A 25,924-nucleotide genomic window follows, 5' to 3' on the forward strand; every position below is an offset into this window, starting at 1 on the left:
AATCCGCGACCATGTCGAACCACGCAACGCCATCGTGATCGCGACCTGGCTGCCGACCCCGGCCAACTATGTCCTGGTGAGCGCGATCGCCGTGCTCGTCTACATCCTCACGACGCGTGCCCAGCACGCTCGTCGCGCGCCGACTTCCGCCATTGCATGGGTGCTCGGGCTCGCGCTCATGCCGTATCTCATGCTGCCGATCTATCTGCTGTTCGGCCAGCGCAAGCTGCGCCCGGTCGCGACGCCAAGAACGGGCGACATGACCGAAGGAGAGCACTGGGCCGCCGAGCTCATCGAGTGTTTCGGGCTTGCGCCGCCGTCGCTTGCCGAAGTGCGCCCTCATCGCAATGGAGTCGAGGCCCGCGACGCACTCTGGGAGCTCATCGAGGCGGCGCATGAGCGCCTCGATGTGTGCACGTTCCTGATCGGCAATGATCCGATCGGGACGGACGTAGTCGAGCGTCTGGTGGCGAAGGCACGGGCCGGCGTGAAAGTGCGCCTGTTGCTCGATGGCTTCTTCGCCGTATTCGTCCCGGGACGATTCCTGCGAAAGCTTCGTAAGGCCGGCGTCGAAGTTGCCGTGTTCCGGCCGTTCCTCAGCCTGCGCAGGCTCGGTCCGCGCAATCTGCGCAATCATCGCAAGTTCGTCATTGCTGACGATCGATGGGTCTGGAGCGGCGGGCGCAATCTCGCCGCGGAGTATTTCATCGACACGAACAAGGAGCCGGCGTGGCTCGACCTGTCCTTCGATCTCCGGGGATCGATCGCGGCCGAAGCGGCCCGGCAGTTCGATCTAGACTGGGCAGGCACGACGCGAGGGGAGGTTGCTGCCCGTGTGCCAAACGCCGTGGGAATTGCGCAGGGTTCTCGCGTCCAGTTCCTGCCGAGCGGTCCGGATCAGGCCGAGGACACAGCGCAGTCATTGCTGATCGATGCCTGCTATCGCGCGCGTCGTCGCATTCTCGCGGTGACGCCGTACTTCGTGCCGGATGACAGCTTGCGTGTCGCGATCCGTCTCGCGGCGCGTCGCGGCGTCAAGGTCACGATCGTGTTGCCGGAGTTCTCCAATCATCGTCTCGCCGACTTCGTGCGTTCGCGCGCCATGCGGGATCTCGCGATGGCAGGCGTGGAGTTCCGGCTGCTCCCGCGCATGATTCACGCCAAGGGCCTGGTCGTCGACGATACGCTGGCCATGAGCGGCTCGATCAATCTCGATCTGCGCAGCCTGCAGCTCAATCACGAAGCGTCGGTGGTTTTCTACGATCCCCGCGACATCGCGTGGTTCGCGGGCTGGATCGATGAAGTCGCGCCGCAAGGCGCCGTGTATGAAGCAACGCGCCCGGGGTTGCTGCGCGACATCGCAGAAGGATTGCTGCTGACAGTCGCATTCCAGTTGTGATCGCCACAAACAGAGGTAACGAAAGCTGATGAGTGAGTACTGGCCAGCCTGGGCCCGCGAATGGCTGGACGTGATCGTCCCCGTGGCGCAGGTTCTCCTGATCGTTGCGGTCGCATGGCTTCTGCAACAACTGGCGCGACGATTGATCCGCCGGCTCGGCCGGCACAATTTGCCGGCGGAGGCGCTTACGGTCGTTCGTCGTGCCTCCGGTTTCCTGATCTACGCTGCGGCGGTGCTGCTCGTGCTCGAGCGGCTCGGCGTCTCCGCCGGCGTATTGTGGGGAGCGTTCACTGGCTTTGCGGCGGTCGCGGCCGTGGCGTTCTTCGCCGTGTGGAGCGTGCTGTCCAATATCTTCTGCACGATATTGATCTTCACGACGCGTCCGTTCCGGCTCTACGAACGTATCGAGCTGCTGGAGAACGGCGAGAAACCCGGCCTGAAGGGACGTGTGACCGACATCAACCTGATCTACACGACGTTGCAGGAAGAAAATGGCAGCGATGCATCGAACGCAACGACGCTGCAGATCCCGAACAGCCTGTTCTTCCAGCGCGTCGTCCGTCGCTGGACCGGCAGCGCCATGCGGCCGCTCGAGGAGTCGACATCGACGAACGACGGCTGATGTCATCGATCAGGAGGAAGATTCTCCACGGGGGGCACGGGGCGCCACGGGGAAGAATAAAGTCTGCCGGAAAAAATGCTTGTCCCCGTGGTACCCCGTGTTCCCCGTGGAAAGTCTTCTCTTCTCTCTTCCTTAGCGTCCGCGCCGCACCCCACCGAGCTCGATTGCGAGGCCATAGATATGATCGAGCCCCTGGTAGAACGAGGCGACGGGCAGGCGCTCGTTCAATCCGTGGGCGAACATCTCGCTCGGCTTGCTGAACATGCCTGAGCTGGCGAAGGTCGGAATGCCGGCGATGCGATAGACCTTGCCGTCCGTGCCGCCAGATTCGAGATAGGGGACGACCGCGACGCTGGGATAGTTCGCACGGACGGAGCGCGTGATTGCCGCCATGACGTCCGGGCGCATCTCCGAGACCGGGCTCGCTTCGGGATTGCCTCGCGTCACGACTTTCACCTGCGGGTCACCGATCGCGGTGACAAGTGCGTCGCGTACGGTGTCGACGGGCACGCCGGGGAAAATACGGCAATTCACCGCCGCAGTAGCGGTCTGCGGCAACGCATTCTCCGCATGGCCTGCCTGCAGCATCGTCGCGACGCATGTAGTGCGGGTCGTGCCGACGAACTCCGGCGACTTGGCGAGTGCGTCCGCGGCCGTGGCATCAGTCGGATCAGCAGAGAACTTCCGCAGTGCCTCGCCGACGGCACCAGGCTGTGCCTTGCCGACGGCGCCGAGATACGCCCGCGTCAGCGCGTTCGCCATCACCGGGAATTTGTACGCTTCGATCTTCTCGATCGCATGCGCAAGCTGATAGATCGCGTTGTCGCTGCGCGGCCGCGAGCTGTGACCGCCGGGATTGGTGACGGTCACGTCGAACGTCGCGTATGTCTTCTCAGCGCCCTGCACGAGGTAGATGAGCGGCTTGCCCGTCGCATCGTCGAGAATGCCGCCGCCGGCATCGGTGTTGATGGCGAACTCCGAATCCTTGACCCACGGATGCGCGGCGATGAGCCGGGTCGTGTCCATTGCCGTCTCTTCGTCGCCGACGAACGCGAAGACCAGGTCGCGCGCCGGCTTCAGCTGTTCGGCCTTGAAGCGCAGGATCGTGGAAACGAGGGCAACCACGCCAGCCTTGTTGTCCATCGTGCCGCGGCCGTAGAAGTTGCCGTTCTCCTCGATCAGCGTGAACGGATCTCGCTCCCATTCCTCCGGCCGCGCATCGACGACATCCATGTGCGCCGAGAAAAGAACCGGCTTGCCCCGCTTCTGTCCGGTGAGGCGCACGATGAGTGCCTTCTCACCCGCATGATCGATCGTGGCAATATCCGTTTCCGGGACGCCGCCCGTCTTGAGAACCTCGACGAGGTACGCAACCATCGCCGGTGTCTGCTTCTGCTCCGCTGCCGTCCGGAACGAAATGACGCGTGCGTAGACTTCGCGGGCTTTGACCTGGTGCGACGCTGTCTGCGCATGCGCAGAGAACGAAATGGCGATAGCCAGCGCGGCCGCGCACAGAATCGGCTTTCTCATCGGGGCGTCTCCGGGGAACGATGCGGCAAGCATAACCCAAGCGCTCGTGCGCTCCGTCAACCGCGCATTCCGACACGATACTCGTGCAGGAACGCGATTCGCCGGATCGCGGGTTATTTCTTCTTCAGGTACAGGCCCGCGATGGCGCGCGCCGTCTGATAGGGCTCGGGATCGTCCCGATTCGTCAGCACGATGACGGTGAGATGCTCGTCCGGATAACGGACGATCACGTTGCGAAAGCCCTTCGTCTCGCCCGAATGCCACAGCGTCGTGCCGCCGGTCTCTTCGCGCGTGATCCGCCAGCCCATTGCGTACTCGATCGTGGGATCGTCCGTCTTCGTCACGGGTGTGAATGCGAGCTCGCGGGAACTGTCGGTGAGCAATCGGTCGTCGTAGAGCGCGGCATCCCAGTTGGCGAGATCGTCGATCGACGAGTAGATGCCGCCATCGCCGAGGACCGCGCTCGTCTGGCTCTGGTCGGTCCGGGCCCATGCGCCGTTCTCGAGGCTGTGACCGAAAGCCCGGTGAGCGACGACCGATACACCTTCCTCGTGGGCGACCGTGTTCATCATCCGCAACGGCTGGAAGATTCGTTCGCGCAGGAACGTCGCAAACGTCTTGCCGGACACGCGCTCGACGATCAGTGCGAGCAGGGCATAGCCGCTGTTGCTGTAGCGATAGCTGCTGCCGGGTGCGAAGTACGTCTTGTCCTGGGTTTCCAGAATTTTCAGCACGTCCGCGTCGTGGAGCTGTCCGGTCATCTGCGGCGGGATCACTTCCTCGTAGTCGATGAGGCCCGACAGATGCGACAGCAGATGGCGAACGGTGATCGCATCAGTCGCGGCGGGTAGATCGGGAAACCACTTGCTGATCGGATCGTCGAGCTGGAGCTGGCCGTCCTGCGCGAGCAGCAGGATCGAGGCCGCGGTGAATTGCTTCGTGACCGAAGCGAGCCGGTAATTCGTCTCGGGCTTCGCGGGTGCCCTCGTCGCGAGATCGGCCAAGCCGTAGGAGCGCTTGATGACCGGGTTGCCGTTGTGGATGAGCAGAACGGAGGCGCCGGGCACGTCGCCGTCGTAGTCGTGCATTATCTGGTCGACTTGATCTTGCATCGAAGGGCCCTTGTCGCCGTCGTTGGTGCATGCGGCGGTCGTGAGTGCGTAGAGCGCGATCATGGGCCACAGGAACGCGGAGCGCTGTCGCGCTGACGTCCGGCTGAAGCCGGACCCACGGGCGGAGTCTGACCCATGAGGGAGGCAGGGCTTCTGTGGGTCCGGCTTCAGCCGGACACCTTCGTGCCTACGGACACGCGCGTACGCGCGTGAAAGCCAAATCTTCATAGTCGTAACTGAAGTCCGCATCTGGATCGACCTTGTTCATGGTCAGCGTCGTTGATCCGCCGACCGGTGCGAAAGTCAGCCAGGCTTCGGCGTCGACGCTGTCGTCGTACCAGTCGACGAGCACGCGCTCTCCGACCTGCATGAGTCTACCGTGCAGCCCCGGCGATTTCGCGGCGACGAAGTCGACGGTGTCGCCGCGAGCGCACAGGGAAACTTCGCCGAACCACGGATCGCGATAGATGCCTTGCTGCTTGAACGAAGCCGACACGGGAACGCGCGTGGAAGTGTCCGGGGCTCGATTCTGCGCCGGTACCGACGCGCGTTCGGCCTCGAGCTGATCGGCGTACCACGCAACAGGCTGGCCCTTCTCGGGCGCAGTGAGCTGCTTCGCGAGCAATGAATTCAGAACAGCGCGCGCATCCGAGCCATCGCCATTGATCAGGAACACGAAGCCGCTGTTCTTCTCCGGCAGCAGGTTGACCGCGGAGAACATGCCGGCGAGTGTGCCTGTGTGAGCGACTCGCAGAACGCCATCGACGTCTGAGATTCGCCAGCCGTAGCCGTAGGCATTGAAGCGACTCCCGTCCCAGGCTCGCTGGCGTTTCGAGATCGGCATGGGCATCTGCGCGCTCCAGAGCGCGTCGCGCTGGGTGCTCGAAAGCCACGGAACGCCGGATGCGGATTTCAGCCCCGGGTTCAGCCACATCCGCATCCAGGTCAGCATGTCATTGAGGCTGCAGCGGATGCCGCCGGCCGCTGCCGACGTGATCACCGGAACTATGGGGTCATCCTTGCGAATGACAGTATTCCCGTCGCCCTGCCGCATATGGGGCTGCGCGACGTTGCCGACCTGCTCGAGATTCCATTCGCCGACCTGGCATCGAGTCATGCCAAGCGGCGCGAATAATTCGCGCTGCACGAGCTCTTCATAGGAGATGCCTGCGGCGGATGCCGCGACTTCACCCGCGACGACGTACATCAGATTGTCGTAGTCATAACCCGACCGGAAGCTGCGCTGCGGCTTGAGATGCTGCAGCCCGCTGATGATGTCGGCGCGAGTGAACAGATTCGGCTCCGGCCAGAGCATCAGATCGCCCGCGCCTTCGCGCAGGCCGCTGTTGTGAATCAGCAGGTCGCGCACCTGCATGTTCTGCGTGACCCAGGGGTCGTGCATCTTGAACTGCGGCAGATACTTCGTAACAGGATCGTCCCACTGCAGCTTGCCCGCATCGACAAGGCGCGCGAGGACGCCGCTCGTCATTGCCTTGCTGTTCGATGCGATCTTGAACAGCGTGTCGTTGTCGATCTTCTGGCCCGAGCCTGCGACGACCTCGCCAGCAGCACGCGTGTAGACGACCTTGCCGTCCTGAATGACGCCCAGCGCGAGGCCCGGCAGGCGATAGCGCGTCATCACGTCCTGGAAGATTGCATCGAACTGCGGAGCGCCCGGGGCAGGGCGTTGCGCGTTCGCAGATGCAGGAGGGTGACTGGCGCAGGCTGCGAGCGCCAGTGCGATAGCGAAAGCCGGCAGGGAGCAGGAGTGCTTCATCAACCGAGAGTGCTTCATCAACCGAGAGTGCTTCATCGATTCCTCGGCAGGAGACCCAGGTCCGAAGCGTAAAGAGAGTGAGAAGAGTGAGCCAGTCCCTCGGCGATTTGTTCGTATCGTGAGGCCCTCCCCAGACGGGGAGGGCCTTGGGCTCGAGTGACTCCCGGGGCATTCGCCCCGGGAGCGTGCGATCAGAAGTCCAGCGTCAGCGTGATCATGCCGTAACGAGCCGACTGATAGCCGGTGCCGAGCCCGTAGTCAGCGTTGCCATCCGGAACGGACGGCAGGTACTCGTCGACTTCCGTGTGTCGCTGCTGATCGAGCAGGTTGTACACGGAGAGCTTCACCGCGAGGTCTGCCGTCGAGAAGGAATGGCGGTAGGTCACGTTCGCGCCGACATCGAACAGCCACGGAGTTTCGCCGCCCGAGCCGCGCTTGCGCAGTTCGTACTCGCCCGTGGCTTCGTTGAACACGAAGAAGCTCCAGAAGCACTCGTCGTCATACGGGTTGCACTCGCCGAGCGCGCTGATCGGACGGCCGGAGTTTGCCGTCAGCGTTGCGCCGAATTCCCAGTGCTCGCCCAGCGCGTACGCACCGCGCATCTTGAGCGAGTGACGGCGATCGTTCGGCAGGTAACCGTACGCGCCATAGTTCACCCACGGATTGTCGAAGGCTTCTGTGCGGCCTGCGTCCGCGAAGTCCGTGTCCGAGTTCACCGGGCCTTCCGCGTTGCCCTTGGCCCAGGACAACGTGTACGTCGCATTGAAGGACCAGTTGTTGTCCCACGCGCGGTCGATCATGAACTCGAGAGCCTTGTATTCGCGCTTCGGTTCCTCCCAGCCGACTTCGCCCGCGTAGTTGCCGTCCTCGTCGTACATCGCCCAGCCCGCTCTGGAAGTGTCGATGGTGACGTAGCCGTCCGACTCGCCGTCGCAATCCGTGTCGGTGAACAAAGTGGTGTTCTTGCCCGGGTTGCCCATCACGAATCCGGGGCTGACGGGTTCGCCGTCGCACAGGATGCCGGTCGAGGAGATTTCCATGTCATCGATCGCGTTGTGCAGCCGGCGATACACACCGCGCACGCCCCACGACCACTTGTCGTCGATCATCGACTGGAAGCCGAGAATCAGTTCGTCCTGATACACCGGATCCATGTCCTGATCGACTTCGCCGCGCAGGTCGCCGACGGTGCCGTCACCCTGCGAATCGTCGACAGCGCCAAACTGGGCGCCGAGGATCGGGCGATAGCGCGTGACGCCGTTGTAGTCGAACGCTTCGAGGCCGAGGAACTGGTAATACGTGCGCCGGTCGAGGAAGCCGCCGGCCTGCTTGATGTTGATGACGTTCGCGACCGGCAGGAAGTAGCGGCCCGCGTTGCCGAAGATCTTGCTGCGGCTGTCTCCCTTGATATCCCAGGAGAAGCCGAGTCGCGGCGCGATCATGTCCTTCTGCTCGATGTACGTTTCGCCGTCGCCGTTCTTGTTCTCGAAGGACTCGACGCGGATGCCGGCGTTGAGGATCAGCTTTTCCGTGGCCTGCCAGTTGTCCTCGATGTAATAGGCGAAGTTGTCGGTTTCGAAATTCCCGTCCACCTCGTTCTGGCGGGTGCGGACGTATTCGGTGCCGATGCCGATGGGCACGCCGTTCACGTTTGTCGTGCCAGCGCGATTGATCTCGTACAGCAGCCGCTCCGGGCCTGGATAGTACTGCTGGTGCGCCGAAGCGTTGGACTCGTGATCGAGGCCGAAGCGGACCTGGTGGTCGCCGAGCACCCATTCGAAGTCGAGTCGTGCTGCTTCGCGCGTATCGTCTCGCTGCGTGACGTTGGACGACGAAGTACAGCCGATATCGCCGCCGCCGCCAGGACGCAGATCGCGAACGCGGGCGCACTCGACGTCGTTCTGGCTGTAGCGCGAGAAGCGGCGCTCGTTCTCGCCGTAGAGCGCCTTCGCGGTGAATGTGTCGGTGATGTAAGAGGTGTAGGTCGCCGCCCAGTTCAGACCGCCGTTCTCGGTGAAGCGGGTCTGCTGGTAGTTGCCCTTCTGTCCCTCCGGGTACGTGAAGCCGAAGGCGTCGCGCTCTTCCTCGTTCTCATCGGAGAACGCCAGGAGCTCGACGAGGTTGCTGTCGTTGATCTGCCAGTCGATCTTCGCGCCCCAGAAGCCGGTGTCTTCCTGCGCCTCGTAGAAGGTGTTGGCGGTGTCGCTGCTGTAGTCGTTCTCGAGATTACGCGCCTCGTACAACGCGAAGAAGAAGAGGTGATCCTGCACGATCGGTCCGGATGCGTAGACCGTCGCATTGGTCCGGTCGTACTCGTCCCATTCGTACATGCGATAAGGATTGCCTTCGCGGTCGAAGTGGTTCGTGCCTTTGCTCTGCAGGAAGCTCGGCTCCCACGCGATCTCCGTGCCGAAGTCGAACTCGTTCGTGCCCGAGCGCGTGACCGCATTGATCACGCCGCCCGTGCTGCGGCCGAACTCGACCGAGTAGCCGCCCGTCTTGACCTGGAATTCCTTGTAGAACGCGTAGGGCACCGACGAGGAGCCGACGCGGTTGTAGAAGTCCGTGACGTTGAGCCCGTTGATGTAGATCGAGTTCTCCGCGATCGAGGAACCGCCGAAGGAAATGCCGGCGCCCAGATCGCCGTCGCCGCGATTCAGGCCGGGGGCGAGCATTGCCACCGACAGAATGTCGCGCTCGACGGGAAGGCGCTCGAGATCTTCGCGCGTCAGGTTCGTCGCGGATTCCGTCGACTTCACGTCGACTGCCTGGATGACGCGTGTGCCGACGACGAGGATCTCTTCGACGTTGCCGGTGTTGACGGTCACATCGGCCGTCGTCGCGGCGCCCAGGATGACGTTGACCTCGGCCAGTTTGCCGAGTGACTTGCCGTCGCGCGTGCCTTCGATGATGTACTTGCCGACCGGCAGGAACGAGAAGCGATACTGGCCGTCTTCGTCCGCCTTCACCGTGCGCGAGAACCCCGTGTCCGGATTGCGCACCGTGATCTCGAGTCCCTTCAGCGCGCTCTGGTCAGTCGTCGTGACCTTGCCCACGAGCGAACCGTCGTTGCTCGCGGCGCTGACGGAGTGCAACGGCAACGTTGCCGCTATGGCAGCTCCGAGCGCTACCTTCAGCGCCGTACTCAGCAGAACATTCTTTTTCATACACCCTCCCGGCCAGTGTTGTAGATGTGCGTGGTGTTGCTGCGAAACCGTTCGTCGATGACCTCAGGTCACTGGCTTCCTTCCTGTGAATTCGCGGGCAACGGCAGGAGCGTTGCCTTGAAGTCGTAGTCCCATCGATCGAAATAGAGATTGCCGCCGCGCCATTCGACTTCGCCGCGCTGCAGGTCGACGGTCTCGGAGCGGAAATGCTGTTTGGGCGGCACGAACGGCTGGCTGTAGTCGTCGTTGAAAGCGATGCGATAGGCGTCGAAGGAGCCCAGGTAGAACGCATCGAGCTCGGCGTTGCCGGAGGAGAGCTTGCCGAACGTCACGTCCATCGGCACCCAGCCGTAGGGCGCGAGATACAGCCAGCCCCAGTCATGCATGTTGTTGTAGGAGGTGTCCGCGAAGATCCAGCCCGATTGCCAGCGGGCCGGAATGCCGTTGAGGCGCAGCAGTGTCATCAGCAGAAGCGTCTGCTGGCCGCAGTCCGCGTGGCCTGCGTGCAGCGCGTAGTTGCTGATGTTCGTGATCGTCGAATACTCGAGCGCGCCCGCCCACGGAATGCGATCCACCGCAGTGAAGAGTTTCTGCGCGATGCGGTAGGGATTCTTTTCGTCGCCGACGGCTTCGCGCGAGAACTGGCGCATCGCGTCGGTAAAGACGATGTGGGGCGGTCGTTCGCCAAGGAACTGCTTCAGTTCCGGCGTAGGCGCGGCTGGAACGACCTTCGCGGGATCGATCTGATAGTGCTGGCCGTAGATCGTCACTTCATAAGTGATCGAAAAGGCCGCGGGTTTGCCGGCTGCGGCGGGCTGCTCGAGGTAGACCGTTCTCTGGAGCGTCGATTCGGGTGCGATCTGATGCCGCAGCGGCGAGCTCTCGATGAAACGGATGTCTTCGTGCTGGCCGGGGATCGCACGGGGATAGGGAATCCATGCGCGGACGGTTTCGCCGGCAGGGACCGCATCGGCATCCACCGTGATCGACTGCGTGACGCGAACACGTCGCGGCGCAACGCTCGTCTTGCCGGTCGCACGGGCGGAATCGATTACTTCCCTGTGATGCGCATGCGGCGCTTCGAGCGGGCTGTCCGTGAAAGGAGTCGGGTTGCTGCGGCGGGCACGAGCCTCGGCACTCAGCCGGAAAAGGTTGGAAGGCGCGCGGCCGAAGTAGCGCTTCTGGCCGTCGATGACGCGCGATTCGAGCAATCCCGCCGCATCCCAGGCGGCGAACTCGCTGTCTTTCAGATCCGGAATCTGGCGTCGCACGCGCTCCTTCGCGCCGGCTTCGTCGAGACTGAAGTCCAGCAGGATCCGGCGCATGCGTTCACGTTCGAATTCGAGCGCGCGCCTGTCGGCGTCGCTGAGATTGCTTTGTTGCAGGGCCTGGTCGATTCGCCGGTTGGCGGCGCGAAAATCGCCGGCGTCCACGAGCGGGATCACTGAACTGATGCCGGATGGAGCAGTCGTCGCGGCGAGCGGCGCTTCGATGGAGCAGAGTGTGAAGAACAGGACAGCCGCGGTGGCTTGTGCGACGCTGCCGCTGCGGGCAAAGACGCCGTGCCGACTCATTGGGGACGCCGCGCGTGGGCTGGCTTCCCGTTTGCATGTAAGGGGCGGGCAAACACTCACTGCAGGATGTCCACGTCGGCGGCGGTCCACTCGGCGGTTGGAGAGACTGGGGCGCGGCGGTTCGGTAATGGTGTAACACGCGACGGAAGAGCCGGTCAATAATTTATTCTTGATGAGAAACGAATAAGAAGCGAATATTCTTCGCCCATGGGAACCATGCGCCTTGCGGGCGGGGGATGAATGATCGAGTCGGTGTGGCCATACCTGGCGCTCATGCCGCTCGCCGCGGGGCTGTTTCCGTCCCTCGAGAAACGCTATGGCTGGCGCGTCTTCGAAGTCCTGCCGCCGATCGTCTGGACTTATCTGTTCGTGACCGCGCTCGCCGTCGCGGGACTATGGACCGCGACGCCCGAAATCCAGGCTGCTCAGAGAACGCTCACGGGCCAGTTGCTGCCCGCACTGCTGTTCCTGTTGATGATCACCTGTGATCTGCGCGCCATTCTCGCGGTCGGGCCGCGCGTACTTGCGGTGTTTCTCTCCGCGATGGCGACCATCCTCGTCGCGATCGTTCTCGTGTATCTCCTGTTCCGGAACTGGCTGCCCGCTGAAGGCTGGAAGATGCTCGCGGCATTGAGCGCGACGTGGACCGGCGGTTCGGCGAACCTCGTTGCGGTGAAGCAGGTCGTCGGCTTGTCCGATAGCGCGCTGCCGTCGGTGCTGCTCGCCGATGCGCTTTGTTATTCGGTGTGGGTGCTCGTGCTGTTCTCGACCGGCGCGTTTGCGTCGAAGTTCAATCGCTGGAGCCGCGCTTCGGACAAGCCGTATCCGCAGCTCGCCGCGCCAGCGAACATCGGCCCCGCACATGCGGGAAGCATTCTTCTATGGCTGGGACTCGCGATGCTCGTCGGTCTCGGGGCACGCGAACTCGCCAGCCGCATGCCGGTATCGACGATGCTGACGCCGACATCGTGGACGGTGCTTATCGCGACTGTTGCTGGTCTTGTTCTCGCGCGAACACCATTCGCACGCGTTCCCGGCTCCGCAACGCTGGGCGGCGCGCTGCTCGCGTTGCTGGTCGCTGTGCTCGCCTCACAGAGCAATTTTCATGGGCTCGCGACAGCGCCGCTGTTCATTCTGTGTGCCCTTTGCGTGATGGTGCTGCACATTGCGCTGCTGAGTCTGCTGGCCCGCCTGTTCCGCTTCGACATGTATCTGTGCGGTATTTCGTCGCTGGCGCAGATTGGCGGCGTCGCCTCCGCACCGGTGCTCGCAGCGACCTATTCGCCCGTTCTGGTCCCGATCGCGGTGCTGCTCGCGATGCTGGGCCTGGTGCTCGGCACCGGAATCGGATTGTTCATGGCCAGTGTCCTGTCGGCATTGGCGCCGACGTAATCGACTGCGTAGTTCAAGCGATGCGAACTTTAATCTTTTCGTTTGTACTCTCCCTGCTGGCCGCGTGTGCAACGCCACCATCGGCCGAGCCTGCCCGCAAGTCCGCGGGCGTTGCGGGCGTCGAGGAGGAGCAGTTGGATCCCGATTTCTGGATTGCGCAGGCAGCGAGTGCCGACAAGCTCGTCCTGGACACGGAGGCGATCGCTGCCCAGAACCAGCGATTGCGGCAGACGGACGAGTCTGTGACCGATCTGGCGCGGATTCCTTCGACGCTGACGGATGCGTCGATCCGCAAGTGGGTGGGCAGCCTCTCGGAGCGTCCCACCCGCACGCTGTTCGATGTGCATGGCAACGAAGTCAGCTCCCGCGAGCTCGACGAGCTGATGGCGAATGTGAATCTCGACGCGGTGCCCGCGAGCCGACCGGCGCAATACGGACTGGTCGTGCATCGCGCCGACTTGCGCACGTTCCCGACCCGGTTGCGTGTGTTCTCACGGCGCGGCGACACGGATATCGATCGCTTCCAGGAGAACGCGCTCTTTCCGGGTACGCCGGTGATCATCGCGCATGAAAGCCGCGATGGACGCTGGTGGTTCGTCGTGAGCCCGCTCTACGCGGCGTGGATCGAGAAGGACGCCGTTGCGATCGGCGATGCCAATCGCGTTTTCGAGTACACGCGAAAATCGCCCTACCTTGTCGTGACGGGCGCGATGGCGCACACCGTGTTCTCGCCGGAGCGGCCCGAAGTGTCGCAGCTGCAGCTCGACATGGGTCTGCGCGTCCCGCTGGTCGCCGACTGGCCGCAGAACGAGGCGGTCAATGGTCAGCATCCGTACACGGCGCACATCGTCGAGCTGCCTTATCGCGGCGCCGATGGATCGCTGCAGTTCACACCGGCGCTCGTGCCGAAGACCAGCGACGTCGCCGCCGATTACCTGCCGCTGACACGAGCGAATCTGCTGCGCCAGAGCTTCAAGTTTCTTGGTGAGCGCTATGGGTGGGGACACTCCTACAACGCACGCGATTGCAGCGGCTTCGTGTCGGAGGTCTATCGCAGCTTCGGCGTGGAGCTGCCGCGGAATACGCGCGACCAGGGCGTGAGCCCGGCCTTCGACCGCATCACGCTCACCGAAGGGAACAGCCACGAAGAGCGGATCGCCATCCTCGAGCAACTGCACATCGGCGATCTCATCTATATCCCGGGCCACGTCATGATGGTCATCGGCCACCAGGACGGCATGCCCTACATCATTCACGACACCACGGGCGTCAGCTATCGCGAAGCCACTGGCGAGATCACCCGGGTGGATCTCAACGCGGTATCGGTCACGCCGCTGGTGCCGCTGCTGCTCGATGAAGCGCGGCCGATGATCGATCGCATCTACAGCATTCAGAGAATGAGAAGTAGATAGCGGATAGCGGATGGTGACTGGTCAGAACGACGTAAAGCACAGAACGCATTGCTGAAACTCACTTATGAAAATCACTGATATCAGATACGGAATGCTGCGTGTGCCGCTGAAGACGCCGTTCAAGACGGCCCTGCGGACGGTGAACATCGTCGAAGACATCGTGGTGGAGATCCACACCGATACGGGCCACGTCGGCTATGGCGAGGCGGCCGCGACAGCGGTGATCACCGGCGATACGCACGGGTCGATCATCGAGGCGATTTCGAAGTTCATCGCGCCGCGGCTCATCGGCCAGGACATCGCCAACCTGAACCGCATCACGCAGCTGATCCAGACGGCGCTGGAGCGCAATACCAGCGCGAAGGCGGCGGTCGAAATCGCCGTCTACGATCTGTTCGGGCAGCTCTACAACGCGCCGCTCTACAAGATTCTCGGCGGCGGGGACCCGGTCGTGACGACGGACATCACGATCAGCGTCGACTATATCGACAAGATGGTGGCCGACTCGATCAATGCCGTCGAACGCGGCTTCGAGTCGCTCAAGATCAAGGTGGGCAAGGACATCGGCGTCGACATCGAGCGCATCAAGGCCATCTACGCCGCGGTGGAGGATCGTGCGCTGCTGCGGCTCGATGCAAACCAGGGCTGGACCGCCAAGCAGGCCGTCTATGCGCTGCAGACGCTCGAGGATGCTGGCGTGAAGCTCGAACTGGTCGAGCAGCCGGTGAAGGCGCAGGACCTCGACGGTATGAAATACGTAACGGAGCGCGTGCACACGCCGATCATGGCGGACGAGAGCGTGTTCGGTCCGACCCAGGTGATCGAGCTGATCCGCATGCGCGCCGCCGATATCATCAACATCAAGCTGATGAAGACGGGCGGCATCTCCAATGCGCTGCATATCGCGGACATCGCCGCGCTGTACCAGGTCGAATGTATGATCGGCTGCATGATCGAGACCAGCATCAGCGTTTCCGCAGCCGTGCACGTCGCCGTAGCCAAGGCCAATGTGATCACGAAGATCGATCTCGATGGCCCGTCGCTGTGCGCCTTCAATCCCGTCGACGGCGGCGTGATCTTCAACGAGTCGGAGATCTCGATCACCGATGCGCCGGGACTGGGCATTCGCGAGATCCGTGGCCTCGAGCGGATCGAGAGCTGATACGAAGACGGTTCACACGGAGATCACGGAGATATGAACGCGACCCGGACAGATCCGAAACTCCGTGTCCTCCGTGAACTCCGTGTGAAACTCTTTCTCCGGAACTGAAATGCCCCCCCTGCTGAAAATCCGCTCCGAACGCGATCAGATGTCCGCCATCGAACGGCGTATCGCGGATTTTCTGCTCGAGAACGCGCATCTGCTGCGCGACTATTCTTCGCAGCAGCTCGCGGACGCGTTGCAGATCAGCCAGTCGAGTGTCGTGAAGTTCAGCCAGAAGCTGGGCTTCAAGGGCTATCCCGATCTCAAGTACTCGATCGGCGAAGCTGTCGCCCGCATCGGGGGTACCGCGACTGCGACCGCAGCCAGGGCACCCAAGGTTCCGGCGCGACAGGCGCTGGTCGAAAGTCTCTGGCAGGGCAAGGTGCGGTCGGAGGAAGAGACGCGCCTCATCAACGCCGGCGAGAAGCTCACGGAGATCGCTGGTTTGTTGCAGCGGGCAGGGAAGGTCTACTGCCTCGGGCTGGGCGATGACAGCCTGCCCGCGCAAGCGCTGGCTCACCGGCTTGCGCTGCTCGGGTTGGTGGCGCTGTATCACTCGGACGTCGTTCTGATGACGTCCAGCATTTCGAGCGCGACGCGAGGCGACGTGCTGTTCGTGTTCTCGGAGCACGGCCAGCATCCGGCGCTGAATCAGCTTGCGCGGCAGTTCCGCGAGCATCACGGCAAGGTGGTGTCGGTCACGCGTCACACCTCCAATCCGTTGAGGGCCCACGCCGATGCACCGCTGCTGGTGTCGGCACACGACGAGCGTCCGCACATCCAGCCGTTGCTGTATCAGTCGGCGGTGCAGCATCTGCTCGACCAGATCTTCGTCCTGCTGTGCGATGGCGATCGCGTCGAACAGCTCAATGCGAATCTCGAGCATGTGCAGCATCTGCTCGATCCGAAACTATGAGCGATGAGCCGCGAGCGGCGAGCCGGACGATGCTGCGGCTATTCTGGCTGCAGGTGCTGATTGCTTTCGGAGCTAGTGTGCAGGCTGCAGATCTTCCATGGGCGGACGCGCAGCAGATGGTCGTCGTGACGACTGCTGGCTGGGACGTCGATCACGGGCTCATGCAGACCTTCGAGCGCGATGGTGCCGGGTGGAAGGCCGTGTCGTCGCGCCAGCCGATCACGGTGGGTCGCTCGGGTTCGGCGTGGGGACTGGGCCTGCACTCCGTTGCCGCCCCGGGACCCGTCAAGCAGGAAGGCGACGGTCGCAGTCCCGCGGGCGTGTTCCGCATCGGCCTCGCGTTCGGCTATGCCCCGGCAGAAAGCACGGCACTTCGATACGACGGCATGACCGGCTCGGACTACTGCATCGATGTCAGCGGCTCGTCCTCCTACAACCGCATCGTGGACGCGAAGGTCGTCGGCCGGTCGGTGATCGAAGGGTCGACGGAGCCGATGCGACGGGATCTGCACGCCAACGGTGACCAGCGATACAAGCTCGGCTTCGTGATCGAGCACAACGACCGGGGAGTCGCCGCGCGCGGTAGCTGCATTTTCGCCCATCTGTGGAAGCAGCCAGGGGAGCCCACGGCCGGCTGTACCGCCATGTCCGAGAACGCGATGCGCGATCTTTTCACGTGGCTGCGCGCCGATCGGCAGCCCGTATTCGTCCTGTTGCCCCAGGCTGAGTACGAAAAACTCAAGGAAAACTGGCGACTCCCGTAGCGCACGCAGCCCTCTGGCCCGTCGCCCCGGTCCCCCGTTCCCGCGCTGCCCTCCCTTGAATTCCTCCCCGACTGCCCCATCTGGCCGGCAGTCCAATATCATTCGCGCCCGAAGCGAACCCTGACGGAGCCAGACGATGACCGACGCGAGCGCCACGCAGACCCTGGGCTTTCAGGCCGAGGTGAAGCAACTCCTGCGGCTGATGATCCATTCCCTGTACAGCCACAAGGAAATCTTTCTGCGGGAGCTGATCTCGAACGCGTCCGACGCGCTCGACAAGCTGCGCTTCGAGGCCCTGGCGAAGCCTGAGCTGACGGGCGGCCAGAACGACTTCGCGATCACCATCGAGACGGACAACACGGCCCACACCGTCACGATCACGGACAACGGCATCGGAATGACCCGCCAGGAGGCAGTCGAGCACCTGGGCACGATTGCGAAGTCCGGGACCGCCGAGTTCCTTTCGAAGTTGAGCGGCGACCAGAAGCAGGATGCGCAGCTCATCGGGCAGTTCGGCGTCGGGTTCTATTCCTCGTTCATCGTCGCGGACCGGGTCGAGGTCTTCTCCCGCCGCGCGGGCCATCCGGCGAGCGACGGCGTCCACTGGGAGTCGCGCGCCGACGGGGAATTCACGGTTTCGAACGTCGAGCTGCCGGAACGCGGCACGAAGATCGTGCTGCACCTGAAGGAGGGCGAGCACGAGTTCGCCGATGCCTTCCGCATCCGCTCCCTCGTTCGCAAGTATTCGGATCACATCGCGTTCCCGGTGCGCATGCGCAAGTCCGAGCAGGACGCCGAGCTGGAAACGGTCAATCACGCCCAGGCGCTTTGGACGCGTCCGCGCACCGAGGTGAAGGACGAGGAGTACAAGGAGTTCTATCGCCACGTCACGCACGATTTCACGGATCCGCTCGCCTGGTCGCACGGCAAGGTGGAAGGCAAGAAGGAATACACCAGCCTTCTCTACATTCCCTCGCGCGCGCCTTTCGATCTGTGGCACCGGGATGCTTCACGCGGTCTCAAGCTGTACGTGCGCCGCGTCTTCATCATGGACGATGCCGAACAGTTCCTGCCGCTCTATCTGCGGTTCGTGAAGGGCATCGTCGATTCGGCGGACCTGCCGCTGAACATCTCGCGCGAGATGCTGCAGCAGGATCCCGCGATCGATGCGATCCGCACCGGTCTCGCGCGTCGCACGCTCGATCTGCTGGCGAAGATCGCGAAGGATGAGCCCGAGAAATACGCGACCTTCTGGAAGGAATTCGGCGCTGTGCTGAAGGAAGGGCCGGCGGAAGACGGCACCAACCGCGAGCGCATCGCCAAGCTGCTGCGGTTCTCCTCGACGCATGCCGACAGCGAAACTCAGGACGTCTCACTCGAGGATTATGTGGGCCGCATGAAGCCGGGCCAGACGGCGATCTACTACGTCATCGCCGACTCGTTCGGGGCCGCGAAGTCGAGCCCGCATCTCGAAGTGATGCGCAAGAAGGGCATCGAAGTCCTGTTGCTGTCGGATCGCGTCGATGAATGGCTCACCGATCACCTGCACGAGTTCGACGGCAAGAGGTTTGCGAACGTCGCCCGCGGCGAGCTCGACCTGAGCGCGGTGGAATCCGAAGACGAGAAGAAGGCGCAGGAGTCGCTCGCGAAGGAGCACGCCGATCTCGTCGAGCGCATCAGGAAGTCGCTGGGCGACAAGGTCAGCGACGTACGGATCACCCATCGGCTCGTCGAGTCCCCGGCCTGCCTCGTCCTCGGTGAGAACGACATGGGCGCGCAGATGCGGCGCATTCTCGAAGCGGCGGGACAGAAAGCACCGGTCGCGAAGCCGGCGCTCGAAATCAACCCGACGCATCCGCTGCTCGCCCGCATCGAGACGACGAAGGATGAGGCGGATTTCAGCGATCTGTCTCTGCTCGTGCTCGACCAGGCGACGCTGGCCGACGGCGGCCAGCTCGCGGAGCCGGCTGCTTTCGTGCAGCGTCTGAACCGACTGCTGCTGTCGCAGAAGTAGGCCACGAGGTGTCATTCCCGCGCACGCGGGAATCCATCGGATGGACACCCGCGTTCGCGGGTGTGACGACGAGGCGAGTAGAGACATCGAGAGGATGAACATGAGAACGCTATTGATCGTCACCGTCGCGGCGTTGGCAGTCGCGGGTTGCAAGCCGCCGGCTCCGCAAGCACCGCCGGCTTCCAATCAACCGGCGATCACCGAACTCGGCAAGACGGATCTCGCGGTCGGTGACGGCGCTGCCATTGCGGCTGGGCAGGCTGCGGTCGTTCACTACACCGGCTGGCTGTACGACGCATCGGCGCCGCAGCATCGCGGCACCAAGTTCGACAGTTCGCGTGACAAGGGCAAGCCTTTTCGATTCGTCGTCGGCGCGGGCCGCGTCATCAAGGGATGGGATGAAGGTGTCGCTGGCATGGCGGTAGGCGGTCGCCGTGAGCTCGTCGTGCCGTCGGATCTCGGTTACGGCGACAGCGGCGCCGGCGGCGTGATTCCGCCAGGAGCAACGCTGTTGTTCGATGTCGAGCTGCTGGCCATCGAGCCGGCGCAGTAGCCGGGATCGCGCATCTTGTTTACTGTGAGCGTGCGATGAGCTCGAATCCGCCCCGTCCCATCACCGAGAATCTCGTCATCGCCGGTCCTGCGGGCCGGCTCGAAGCGATCGTGGATTCGCCGCCGGATACCGTCGCGCAGGCGGTAGCCGTCATCTGTCATCCGCATCCCCTGCACGGCGGCACCATGACCAACAAGGTCGTGCACATGCTGGCGAAGGCCTGCAATGAGCTCGGCTTGCCTGCCGTGCGCTTCAACTACCGGGGCGTCGGTGCGAGTGAAGGAAAGTACGACGAAGGCAACGGTGAAACGGACGATGCAGTGGCCGTGCTCGACTGGGCGAGACAGCGATGGCCGGGAACGGGTTCGTGGCTCGGCGGATTCTCGTTCGGCGGTGCGGTAGCGATACGCGCTGCAGCCGAGCGCGAAGTCGCGCGATTGATCACGGTCGCGCCGGCTGTCCAGCGCGTGCCGGTGAGTGCAGAGAATCTGCCGACCTGCCCATGGCTGCTGGTGCAGGGCGATCGCGACGAGCTCGTCGATGCGACGCAGACGCAGCGCTGGGCGCAGGCGCTCCGCAAACCGCCGGAAGTGGTCCTGATGGAAGGTGTCGAGCATTTCTTTCACGGCCGCATGAACGATCTGCGCGCGGTCGTGCTCGACTGGGTGCGCCGCACCTCGTGAGGTTCTCCATGACAACGAAGAGGAAATACCCGTGCTGGGCCAGTTGAAGCGCATCTTCGGCAACAGCGAACCGCTCCCGGAGGGTCTGCTGCAGGTGCGAGAGCCGCTGGACCTGGCGATCGCATCGCTGCTCGTGGAGCTGACACGGTCCGACTTCTCGGAATCGCCGGCGGAGATCGAGGCCGTTCGTCACATCCTCGGCCGTCGCTTCGCCATCAGCGAAACAGCCGCGAACGATCTGATCGCGCGTGCGACGCAGCGCGCGGACCGCGCGGTCTCGCTGCACGAGTTCACGCATCGTCTGAACAAGGAATTGCCCGAGTCGGACAAACTCGCCATCGTCGAGATGCTCTGGCAGGTCAGTCACGCCGACGGTCGGATCGACAAGCACGAAGAGCACCTGATCCAGCGCGTGGCAGGCCTGCTGCACGTGTCGGATCGCGATCGGATCCGCTTGAAACTGAAGACAATCGTCGGAGATTGAACCAGCGCTGCCGCAAGGAGCGGGCTTTCTTGTTGTGGGTCCGGCTTTAGCCGGACGTTATCGCGCTAGCGCAGAGGGCCTTCGGCCTGACGTCCGACTAAAGTCGGACCCACATGACTGAAGTGGGGCCCACACAGGTCACGGGGTGGAAGGGGCCCCCGGAGGCCGCGAGAGACTCGCGACGCTCCGGAGGCGAGGAACCGTCAGATCAGTTCACCATTTCCTTGAGGCTCTTCAGAGCCGCAATGCGAACTTTCTTGCTGGCCGGCTTGGCCTTGAACATCATCTTCTCGCCAGTGAACGGGTTCACGCCTTCGCGTGCCTTCGTCGCAGGCTTCTTCACGACCTTCATCTTCAGCAGGCCGGGCAGCGTGAACAGTCCCGAGCCCTTGAGGCTCTTCTTCACGACGCCGCCCAGGGATTCGAACACATCGCTGACCTGCTTCTTCGCAAGTCCGGTGTCCTTCGAAATCTGAGCAAGAATCTCCGACTTGGTCGGGGCCGCATTCTTTTTCGCCATTTGTAATCTCCTGTGGATGTGACGATTCGCGCCCGCATTGTTTCTGCCAGGTCGCGCGACGATTGCAAGACGCGCGGGAAAATAACACAAGATTCGCCGCGGAATAACTAGCTTCAGCGATTTTTTCGCTATTTTTTCCGTGTTTTTTCGCGTTGCGACGCTCGTCGTCAGCGAGCGACGCTGCAAAAGAGGGAGAAATTCTCCGCGGGGTTCACGGGGAACACGGGGTGAAGAACGAAAACGATCTCGTGAGAAGGACGCGAATGCACCCGCCGCACGGGTCTTTGCCTGATTCAGGATCTCCCCCGGTGTTCCCCGTGCTCCCCGTGGAGATCTTTGGTTCTTCTGCTTTCAGCTCGCGTCGAATTCGCGCTTCAGCTTGACTTCCAGAGGCTGCGACTCGCCTTCGGGCGTGACTTTGATGTCGAAGACGAGGATTTCCGAGCCGGCGATCGATGTTTCGCCGATGTAGTAGATGGCCTCACCTTCGGCGATGCGGCGCATCTCGAGATTCTTCAGCTGACCGTTCAGATTGTAGGCATCGACCTGGACGGTCGCATTCACCGGCTTGCGCGGCGCCTGGTCCGCGTCCTTATGGAGCAGCGTCACGTTGAGCAGGATGCGGTTCGCAGCGCGCTGGATGCCGTACGAGCGGGCAATGTCGGGCGTGAGCGTGTCGGTTCGAAGCGCGTTGAAGTGCACTTCGTAGTTGCCGAATTCGCGAAAGGTTTCGCTCAGCTCTTGCGCCGGCGGGGCGCGGCCTTCCGGTGCGTCCGAACAGCCGCCGAGCAGCATCGCTGCTCCCAGCATCAGTGAGCCGACGAGGCTGGATCCCTTCCACTTTGTTCTGTTCATGTGTGAAGCCTCGCGAATGAGCGGACGCGACTGCTGCGCACTATAGACCAACGGCATCCTCGCGCGGCAGGGTCGCTTCGACACGTAATTACCCTTAATCGAAAAGGTCAGTGCCCGCGCGGGGGAGCGCCGATCTGCGGCGGCAATCTTGCGGGGGATTCGATGCAGAGGGTTTTGCTGCGGCCCGTTGCACCGCGAACGAGCGTGATGCGGGCGCGCGGCACGTCGAAGACGTCGGCAAGCCACTGGATGAGATGTTGATTGGCGCGCCCGTCGACGGGCGGGGCAGTGATCCGCACTTTCAATCGGTCGCCGTGCGCTCCGACGATTTCGTCGCGAGCGGCCCCAGGTTGCACCTGGAGTTCGAGCATCAGCGCGGTTCCGCGCCAGGAAACCGCGGCCATCTCAGCTGATGGCGATGTACAGCGCCTGCAGCCCGATGATGACGAACAGCGCCGAGAAGTCGATGCCCGCGAGCGGCGGAATCAGCCGCCGCACCGGTCGCAGCAACGGTTCGCACAGGCTGTGCAGGAGCGATGCGGCCGGGCTGGGCGTTCCAGGCGCGATCCAGCTCAGGATGATGTAGAGGAACAGCGCATACGTATAGAAGAGCAGGATGGTGCCGATGAGCGACAGGACCACGATCTGCAGGAACAGCGAAACCGAGAAGATGCGGGGATAGGCGCCGAGCAGCCACAACGTCGCCGTCGCGGCCATCTGCACCAGGATCAACGCGACGATCGAAGCCGTGTCGACTTTGCCGATCGGCGGCACGATCCGCCGCAGTGGCATGACCAGCGGATTGGTCAGCCGGATCACGGCCTGCGATAGCTGGTTGCGCGAATCCGCGCGCGCGAGCGGCAGCAGGACTCGAAGCAGGAACACCGTGACCAGGAGAACCTGCAGCAGGGTGCGGACGATGAATATCAGCGCTTCCATGGAGCAACGGGAATCGGGTTCGTACTCGTCAGTGGGTATCAGGTTTTGTCGGTGCCGCCGAATTCATCCGCCAGCTCTGCCGATCGTCGCGCGGCCGCGGCGATCGCGGCAGCAAAGATAGCACGGACGTTTTCGGCCTCCAGAACGCGCAGGGCGGCGTCGGTCGTTCCGCCCTTCGACGTAACCTGCTGGCGCAGGACGGCGGGAGATTCAGGGGATTCCTGTGCCATCCGGCCCGAGCCGTACGCGGTTTCGACTGCGAGCTGGCGGCTCACGTCCGGCGGCAGGCCGAGCTGAATGCCCGCCGTTTCGAGCATCTCGATCAGCAGGAAGAAGTAAGCCGGGCCGCTGCCGGATACGGCGGTGACTATGTCCATCTGCGCTTCCTGCTCCACCCAGATCGTCCTGCCGACGGCGCTGAGCAGTTCGGCCGCGACGCGGCGGTGTTCGGGTGACACATCAGTCGTGGCGAAGAGTCCGGTCATGCCGCAGCCCTGCAATGCGGGGCGGTTCGGCATGCAGCGAACGATCGGAGCGCCGTCCGACCAGCGATGGATATCTGCCGCGCGGATGCCGGCCGCCACGGAGATGATGAGCGGACGGTTCTTGAGAGCGGGCAGGAGGGAGGTAGTGACATTGCGCATCTCCTGCGGCTTCACCGCGAGGACGATGACGTCGGCGCCCGTGGCCGCTTCGAGATTGTTCGTCGTGCCGCGCACACCGAACTGCTGATGCAGCGAATCGAGTTGAGCCTGCATGGGATCCGCGACCACCATGCGCTTCGGATCGCGGCCCCGCGCAATGAGTCCGCCGATCAGGCTGCGCGCCATGTTGCCGCCGCCGATGAAAGAGATTGTGTGAGGCATGAGCGGGAGGATGTGAATGATTGAAGATGGGGCCCAGGATGACGGATACCGTCGCGCCAATCATCCCTGCATCGGCGCGTCGAGTCATCCCCGGTTGCGTTCGCCGAAGATGGCTGTCCCGATCCGAACGAGTGTGGACCCGGCCGCGACAGCGGCCTCCAGATCGTCGGACATTCCCATCGACAGCGTGTCGAGCTGCAGCCCCTTGTCATTGAGGTCACGAAGCAGTGCGCTCATTCGATCGAACAGCGCTTTCTGTTCCCCGAAAGTGTCGCGTGGCGGCGGGATAGCCATCAGGCCGCGCAGGCGCAGACGCGGCATCACTGCGATTTTCGCAGCGAGCGCGGCAACCTCGGCGACCGGAACGCCCCCCTTGCCGGGCTCGTCTTCCAGGCTCACCTGGATACACACATTAATAGGAGCGGCGTCCGCTGGGCGCTGCTCGCTCAACCGGGCAGCGATCTTTTCGCGATCCACCGTGTGCACCCACGCGAAATGCTCTGCGATCGGGCGTGTCTTGTTGGACTGGATCTGGCCGGTGAAATGCCAGACGAGCGGCAGGTCCCGCAGCGCCTCGAATTTGGGCAGGACTTCCTGCAGGTAGTTTTCGCCGAAATCGCGCTGCCCCGCCGTCGCGACCGTGCGTATCGCGTCCGCCGGATGGCCCTTGCTGATTGCGACCAACTGCACGGATTCGGGGGATCGGCCCCATTGCGACGCTGCGGATGCGATGCGCTTCCGCGCATCCGTGAACCGGCCCGTCAGATCATTGCTGGTCATCGATGGATTCATCCGGCGCCTGAATGGTCGCGGCCCCAGTCCTCGGGTTCCGGGCGTCCTCAGGCCGAAAAATGCGGACTAGTTAACATATTTGGCGCGAGGCCGCTCCGTTATACTCGACGCAGCTTGTCGCCGCAGGTTGCGAGCCCGTTGCAAGCGGGTGAGTCGTTTGCGAGCAGCTTTGCGCCGCCATGCGTACACGCACGACTTAAGGAACTCTTCATGCCCGTTGATATCGCGCAGCTGCTGGCGTTCGCCGTCAAGAACAACGCGTCGGACCTGCACCTGTCCGCGGGCGTACCGCCGATGATTCGTGTCGACGGCGACATGAAGCGCATCAACATGCCGTCACTGACCCACAAGGAAGTGCACAGCATGGTGTACGACATCATGAATGACAAGCAGCGCAAGGCGTACGAAGAGTTCTACGAAACCGATTTCTCGTTCGAAATTCCCAAGCTCGCGCGCTTCCGCGTCAATGCGTTCAATCAGAATCGCGGCGCGGGCGCGGTGTTCCGGACCATTCCGTCGCTGATCATGTCGCTCGACGACCTGAACGCGCCGAAGATCTTCAAGGACATCTCGATGCATCCGCGCGGCCTCGTGCTCGTGACCGGCCCGACCGGCTCGGGCAAGTCGACGACGCTCGCGGCGATGATCAACTACATCAACGACAACAAGCCCGATCACATCATCACGATCGAGGATCCGATCGAGTTCGTGCACGAGAGCAAGCGCTCGCTGGTGAACCAGCGCGAAGTGCACCGCGACACGCTCGGCTTCTCGGAAGCGCTGCGATCGGCGCTGCGTGAAGACCCCGACATCGTGCTGGTCGGCGAAATGCGCGACCTCGAAACCGTGCGCCTGGCGCTGACCGCCGCCGAAACCGGCCACCTGGTGTTCGGCACCCTGCACACCACCTCGGCCGCCAAGACCATCGACCGTATCGTCGACGTGTTCCCGGCCGCGGAAAAGGAAATGGTCCGGACGATGCTTTCCGAATCGCTGCGCGCCGTGATCTCGCAGACCCTGCTGAAGCGTGTCGGCGGCGGCCGCGTCGCCGCCCACGAGATCATGATCGGCACGCCCGCGATCCGGAACCTGATCCGCGAAGGCAAGATCGCCCAGATGTACTCGGCCATCCAGACCGGCCAGTCGTCAGGCATGCAGACGCTGGATCAGTGCCTGTCGGAGCTGTTGTCGAAGGGCTCGATCTCGAAGGAAGAGGCGAGGTTCAGGGCGCAGAACAAGGATTCTTTCTGAGCGCACGTAGTGCGCGCCACGAGCGGCGAGCGATGAGCGACGAGCCGGAAGGCGAAGCACAAGGTTTTTTTCTGGCTAGCGGCTCGCGGCTCGTTGCT

General features: G+C 63.1%; 23 protein-coding genes. 12 read left to right on the forward strand and 11 right to left on the reverse strand.

The window, feature by feature from the left end:
- Nucleotides 1–34 precede the first annotated feature (34 nt).
- Together HNQ60_RS18025 and HNQ60_RS18030 are read left to right on the forward strand one after the other, a co-directional pair.
- Entirely contained in the window at nt 35–1,399 is a 1,365-nt protein-coding gene (locus HNQ60_RS18025) for a phospholipase D-like domain-containing protein (RefSeq protein WP_221304274.1), read from the forward strand.
- 28 nt (nt 1,400–1,427) lie between these two features.
- Entirely contained in the window at nt 1,428–2,021 is a 594-nt protein-coding gene (locus tag HNQ60_RS18030) for a mechanosensitive ion channel family protein (RefSeq protein ID WP_184334160.1), read from the forward strand.
- A 132-nt stretch (nt 2,022–2,153) separates the two neighbouring features.
- On the opposite strand, the gene HNQ60_RS18035 is transcribed toward HNQ60_RS18030, so the two are convergent.
- The 5 genes from HNQ60_RS18035 to HNQ60_RS18055 form a co-directional block, all read right to left on the reverse strand.
- Nucleotides 2,154–3,551, reverse strand: a complete 1,398-nt coding sequence (locus tag HNQ60_RS18035; RefSeq protein WP_184334161.1) for a M20/M25/M40 family metallo-hydrolase — start codon at nt 3,549–3,551, stop codon at nt 2,154–2,156.
- Nucleotides 3,552–3,664: 113 nt separating this feature from the next.
- Nucleotides 3,665–4,735 carry a serine hydrolase domain-containing protein gene (locus HNQ60_RS18040; protein ID WP_407676458.1) on the reverse strand — a complete coding sequence of 357 codons (1,071 nt, stop codon included), beginning with the start codon at nt 4,733–4,735 and terminating at the stop codon, nt 3,665–3,667.
- Nucleotides 4,736–4,850: 115 nt separating this feature from the next.
- Complete coding sequence (locus HNQ60_RS18045; protein ID WP_184334163.1) at nt 4,851–6,440, reverse strand: serine hydrolase domain-containing protein; 1,590 nt, start codon at nt 6,438–6,440, stop codon at nt 4,851–4,853.
- A gap of 191 nt (nt 6,441–6,631) precedes the next feature.
- The gene (locus HNQ60_RS18050) at nt 6,632–9,607 is read right to left on the reverse strand and encodes a TonB-dependent receptor (RefSeq protein WP_184334164.1); all 2,976 of its coding nucleotides are present in this window, start codon (nt 9,605–9,607) and stop codon (nt 6,632–6,634) included.
- Nucleotides 9,608–9,675: 68 nt separating this feature from the next.
- A complete protein-coding gene (locus HNQ60_RS18055) occupies nt 9,676–11,181 on the reverse strand; it encodes a transglutaminase-like domain-containing protein (protein ID WP_184334165.1) in 1,506 nt (501 codons plus the stop codon).
- Nucleotides 11,182–11,421: 240 nt separating this feature from the next.
- On the opposite strand from HNQ60_RS18055, the gene HNQ60_RS18060 reads away from it, so the two are divergent.
- The 9 genes from HNQ60_RS18060 (at nt 11,422) to HNQ60_RS18100 (ending at nt 20,603) form a co-directional block, all read left to right on the forward strand.
- On the forward strand, nt 11,422–12,573 hold the full coding sequence (locus HNQ60_RS18060) for a DUF819 family protein (RefSeq protein WP_184334166.1): 1,152 nt from the start codon (nt 11,422–11,424) through the stop codon (nt 12,571–12,573).
- A gap of 20 nt (nt 12,574–12,593) precedes the next feature.
- Entirely contained in the window at nt 12,594–13,985 is a 1,392-nt protein-coding gene (locus tag HNQ60_RS18065; RefSeq protein ID WP_184334167.1) for a C40 family peptidase, read from the forward strand.
- Between the two features lie 64 nt (nt 13,986–14,049).
- Entirely contained in the window at nt 14,050–15,147 is a 1,098-nt protein-coding gene (locus HNQ60_RS18070) for a dipeptide epimerase (RefSeq protein WP_184334168.1), read from the forward strand.
- Nucleotides 15,148–15,256: 109 nt separating this feature from the next.
- Nucleotides 15,257–16,105: a MurR/RpiR family transcriptional regulator gene (locus HNQ60_RS18075; RefSeq protein WP_184334169.1), complete on the forward strand. Its 849-nt coding sequence runs from the start codon at nt 15,257–15,259 to the stop codon at nt 16,103–16,105.
- 29 nt (nt 16,106–16,134) lie between these two features.
- Nucleotides 16,135–16,869 carry a L,D-transpeptidase family protein gene (locus tag HNQ60_RS18080; RefSeq protein WP_221304275.1) on the forward strand — a complete coding sequence of 245 codons (735 nt, stop codon included), beginning with the start codon at nt 16,135–16,137 and terminating at the stop codon, nt 16,867–16,869.
- Nucleotides 16,870–17,005: 136 nt separating this feature from the next.
- Nucleotides 17,006–18,883 (forward strand): molecular chaperone HtpG, encoded by a 1,878-nt coding sequence (htpG, locus tag HNQ60_RS18085; RefSeq protein WP_184334171.1) that lies wholly within the window; start codon nt 17,006–17,008, stop codon nt 18,881–18,883.
- Between the two features lie 100 nt (nt 18,884–18,983).
- The gene (locus HNQ60_RS18090; RefSeq protein ID WP_184334172.1) at nt 18,984–19,436 is read left to right on the forward strand and encodes an FKBP-type peptidyl-prolyl cis-trans isomerase; all 453 of its coding nucleotides are present in this window, start codon (nt 18,984–18,986) and stop codon (nt 19,434–19,436) included.
- Between the two features lie 35 nt (nt 19,437–19,471).
- The gene (locus HNQ60_RS18095) at nt 19,472–20,119 is read left to right on the forward strand and encodes an alpha/beta hydrolase (RefSeq protein ID WP_184334173.1); all 648 of its coding nucleotides are present in this window, start codon (nt 19,472–19,474) and stop codon (nt 20,117–20,119) included.
- Nucleotides 20,120–20,150: 31 nt separating this feature from the next.
- Nucleotides 20,151–20,603, forward strand: coding sequence for a tellurite resistance TerB family protein (locus tag HNQ60_RS18100; protein WP_184334174.1), 453 nt, complete (start codon nt 20,151–20,153; stop codon nt 20,601–20,603).
- 208 nt (nt 20,604–20,811) lie between these two features.
- On the opposite strand, the gene HNQ60_RS18105 is transcribed toward HNQ60_RS18100, so the two are convergent.
- From HNQ60_RS18105 to HNQ60_RS18130, 6 genes are all read right to left on the reverse strand, one after another.
- Nucleotides 20,812–21,123, reverse strand: a complete 312-nt coding sequence (locus HNQ60_RS18105) for an HU family DNA-binding protein (protein ID WP_184334175.1) — start codon at nt 21,121–21,123, stop codon at nt 20,812–20,814.
- A 351-nt stretch (nt 21,124–21,474) separates the two neighbouring features.
- A complete protein-coding gene (locus HNQ60_RS18110; protein WP_184334176.1) occupies nt 21,475–21,978 on the reverse strand; it encodes a DUF4426 domain-containing protein in 504 nt (167 codons plus the stop codon).
- 107 nt (nt 21,979–22,085) lie between these two features.
- Entirely contained in the window at nt 22,086–22,382 is a 297-nt protein-coding gene (locus HNQ60_RS18115) for a DUF167 family protein (RefSeq protein ID WP_184334177.1), read from the reverse strand.
- A 1-nt stretch (nt 22,383) separates the two neighbouring features.
- The gene (locus HNQ60_RS18120; RefSeq protein ID WP_184334178.1) at nt 22,384–22,917 is read right to left on the reverse strand and encodes a YggT family protein; all 534 of its coding nucleotides are present in this window, start codon (nt 22,915–22,917) and stop codon (nt 22,384–22,386) included.
- Nucleotides 22,918–22,955: 38 nt separating this feature from the next.
- Nucleotides 22,956–23,783, reverse strand: coding sequence for a pyrroline-5-carboxylate reductase (proC, locus tag HNQ60_RS18125; protein WP_184334179.1), 828 nt, complete (start codon nt 23,781–23,783; stop codon nt 22,956–22,958).
- 84 nt (nt 23,784–23,867) lie between these two features.
- Nucleotides 23,868–24,563 carry a YggS family pyridoxal phosphate-dependent enzyme gene (locus tag HNQ60_RS18130; protein WP_184334180.1) on the reverse strand — a complete coding sequence of 232 codons (696 nt, stop codon included), beginning with the start codon at nt 24,561–24,563 and terminating at the stop codon, nt 23,868–23,870.
- 222 nt (nt 24,564–24,785) lie between these two features.
- On the opposite strand from HNQ60_RS18130, the gene HNQ60_RS18135 reads away from it, so the two are divergent.
- On the forward strand, nt 24,786–25,826 hold the full coding sequence (locus HNQ60_RS18135; RefSeq protein WP_184334181.1) for a type IV pilus twitching motility protein PilT: 1,041 nt from the start codon (nt 24,786–24,788) through the stop codon (nt 25,824–25,826).
- Nucleotides 25,827–25,924: the final 98 nt, after the last annotated feature.

The sequence above is a fragment of the Povalibacter uvarum genome (assembly GCF_014202975.1).
Taxonomy (GTDB): Bacteria; Pseudomonadota; Gammaproteobacteria; order Steroidobacterales; family Steroidobacteraceae; genus Steroidobacter; species Steroidobacter uvarum.

Coding starts and splice junctions, on each gene's coding strand:
- HNQ60_RS18070 (WP_184334168.1), top strand. CDS start 14,050: ATGAAAATCACTGATATCAGATACGGAATGCTGCGTGTGCCGCTGAAG.
- proC (WP_184334179.1), bottom strand. CDS start 23,783: ATGCCTCACACAATCTCTTTCATCGGCGGCGGCAACATGGCGCGCAGC.
- HNQ60_RS18110 (WP_184334176.1), bottom strand. CDS start 21,978: ATGAACAGAACAAAGTGGAAGGGATCCAGCCTCGTCGGCTCACTGATG.
- htpG (WP_184334171.1), top strand. CDS start 17,006: ATGACCGACGCGAGCGCCACGCAGACCCTGGGCTTTCAGGCCGAGGTG.
- HNQ60_RS18035 (WP_184334161.1), bottom strand. CDS start 3,551: ATGAGAAAGCCGATTCTGTGCGCGGCCGCGCTGGCTATCGCCATTTCG.
- HNQ60_RS18095 (WP_184334173.1), top strand. CDS start 19,472: ATGAGCTCGAATCCGCCCCGTCCCATCACCGAGAATCTCGTCATCGCC.
- HNQ60_RS18060 (WP_184334166.1), top strand. CDS start 11,422: ATGATCGAGTCGGTGTGGCCATACCTGGCGCTCATGCCGCTCGCCGCG.
- HNQ60_RS18130 (WP_184334180.1), bottom strand. CDS start 24,563: ATGACCAGCAATGATCTGACGGGCCGGTTCACGGATGCGCGGAAGCGC.
- HNQ60_RS18050 (WP_184334164.1), bottom strand. CDS start 9,607: ATGAAAAAGAATGTTCTGCTGAGTACGGCGCTGAAGGTAGCGCTCGGA.
- HNQ60_RS18115 (WP_184334177.1), bottom strand. CDS start 22,382: ATGGCCGCGGTTTCCTGGCGCGGAACCGCGCTGATGCTCGAACTCCAG.
- HNQ60_RS18090 (WP_184334172.1), top strand. CDS start 18,984: ATGAGAACGCTATTGATCGTCACCGTCGCGGCGTTGGCAGTCGCGGGT.
- HNQ60_RS18105 (WP_184334175.1), bottom strand. CDS start 21,123: ATGGCGAAAAAGAATGCGGCCCCGACCAAGTCGGAGATTCTTGCTCAG.
- HNQ60_RS18075 (WP_184334169.1), top strand. CDS start 15,257: ATGCCCCCCCTGCTGAAAATCCGCTCCGAACGCGATCAGATGTCCGCC.
- HNQ60_RS18045 (WP_184334163.1), bottom strand. CDS start 6,440: ATGAAGCACTCCTGCTCCCTGCCGGCTTTCGCTATCGCACTGGCGCTC.
- HNQ60_RS18030 (WP_184334160.1), top strand. CDS start 1,428: ATGAGTGAGTACTGGCCAGCCTGGGCCCGCGAATGGCTGGACGTGATC.
- HNQ60_RS18135 (WP_184334181.1), top strand. CDS start 24,786: ATGCCCGTTGATATCGCGCAGCTGCTGGCGTTCGCCGTCAAGAACAAC.
- HNQ60_RS18055 (WP_184334165.1), bottom strand. CDS start 11,181: ATGAGTCGGCACGGCGTCTTTGCCCGCAGCGGCAGCGTCGCACAAGCC.
- HNQ60_RS18080 (WP_221304275.1), top strand. CDS start 16,135: ATGCTGCGGCTATTCTGGCTGCAGGTGCTGATTGCTTTCGGAGCTAGT.
- HNQ60_RS18120 (WP_184334178.1), bottom strand. CDS start 22,917: ATGGAAGCGCTGATATTCATCGTCCGCACCCTGCTGCAGGTTCTCCTG.
- HNQ60_RS18065 (WP_184334167.1), top strand. CDS start 12,594: ATGCGAACTTTAATCTTTTCGTTTGTACTCTCCCTGCTGGCCGCGTGT.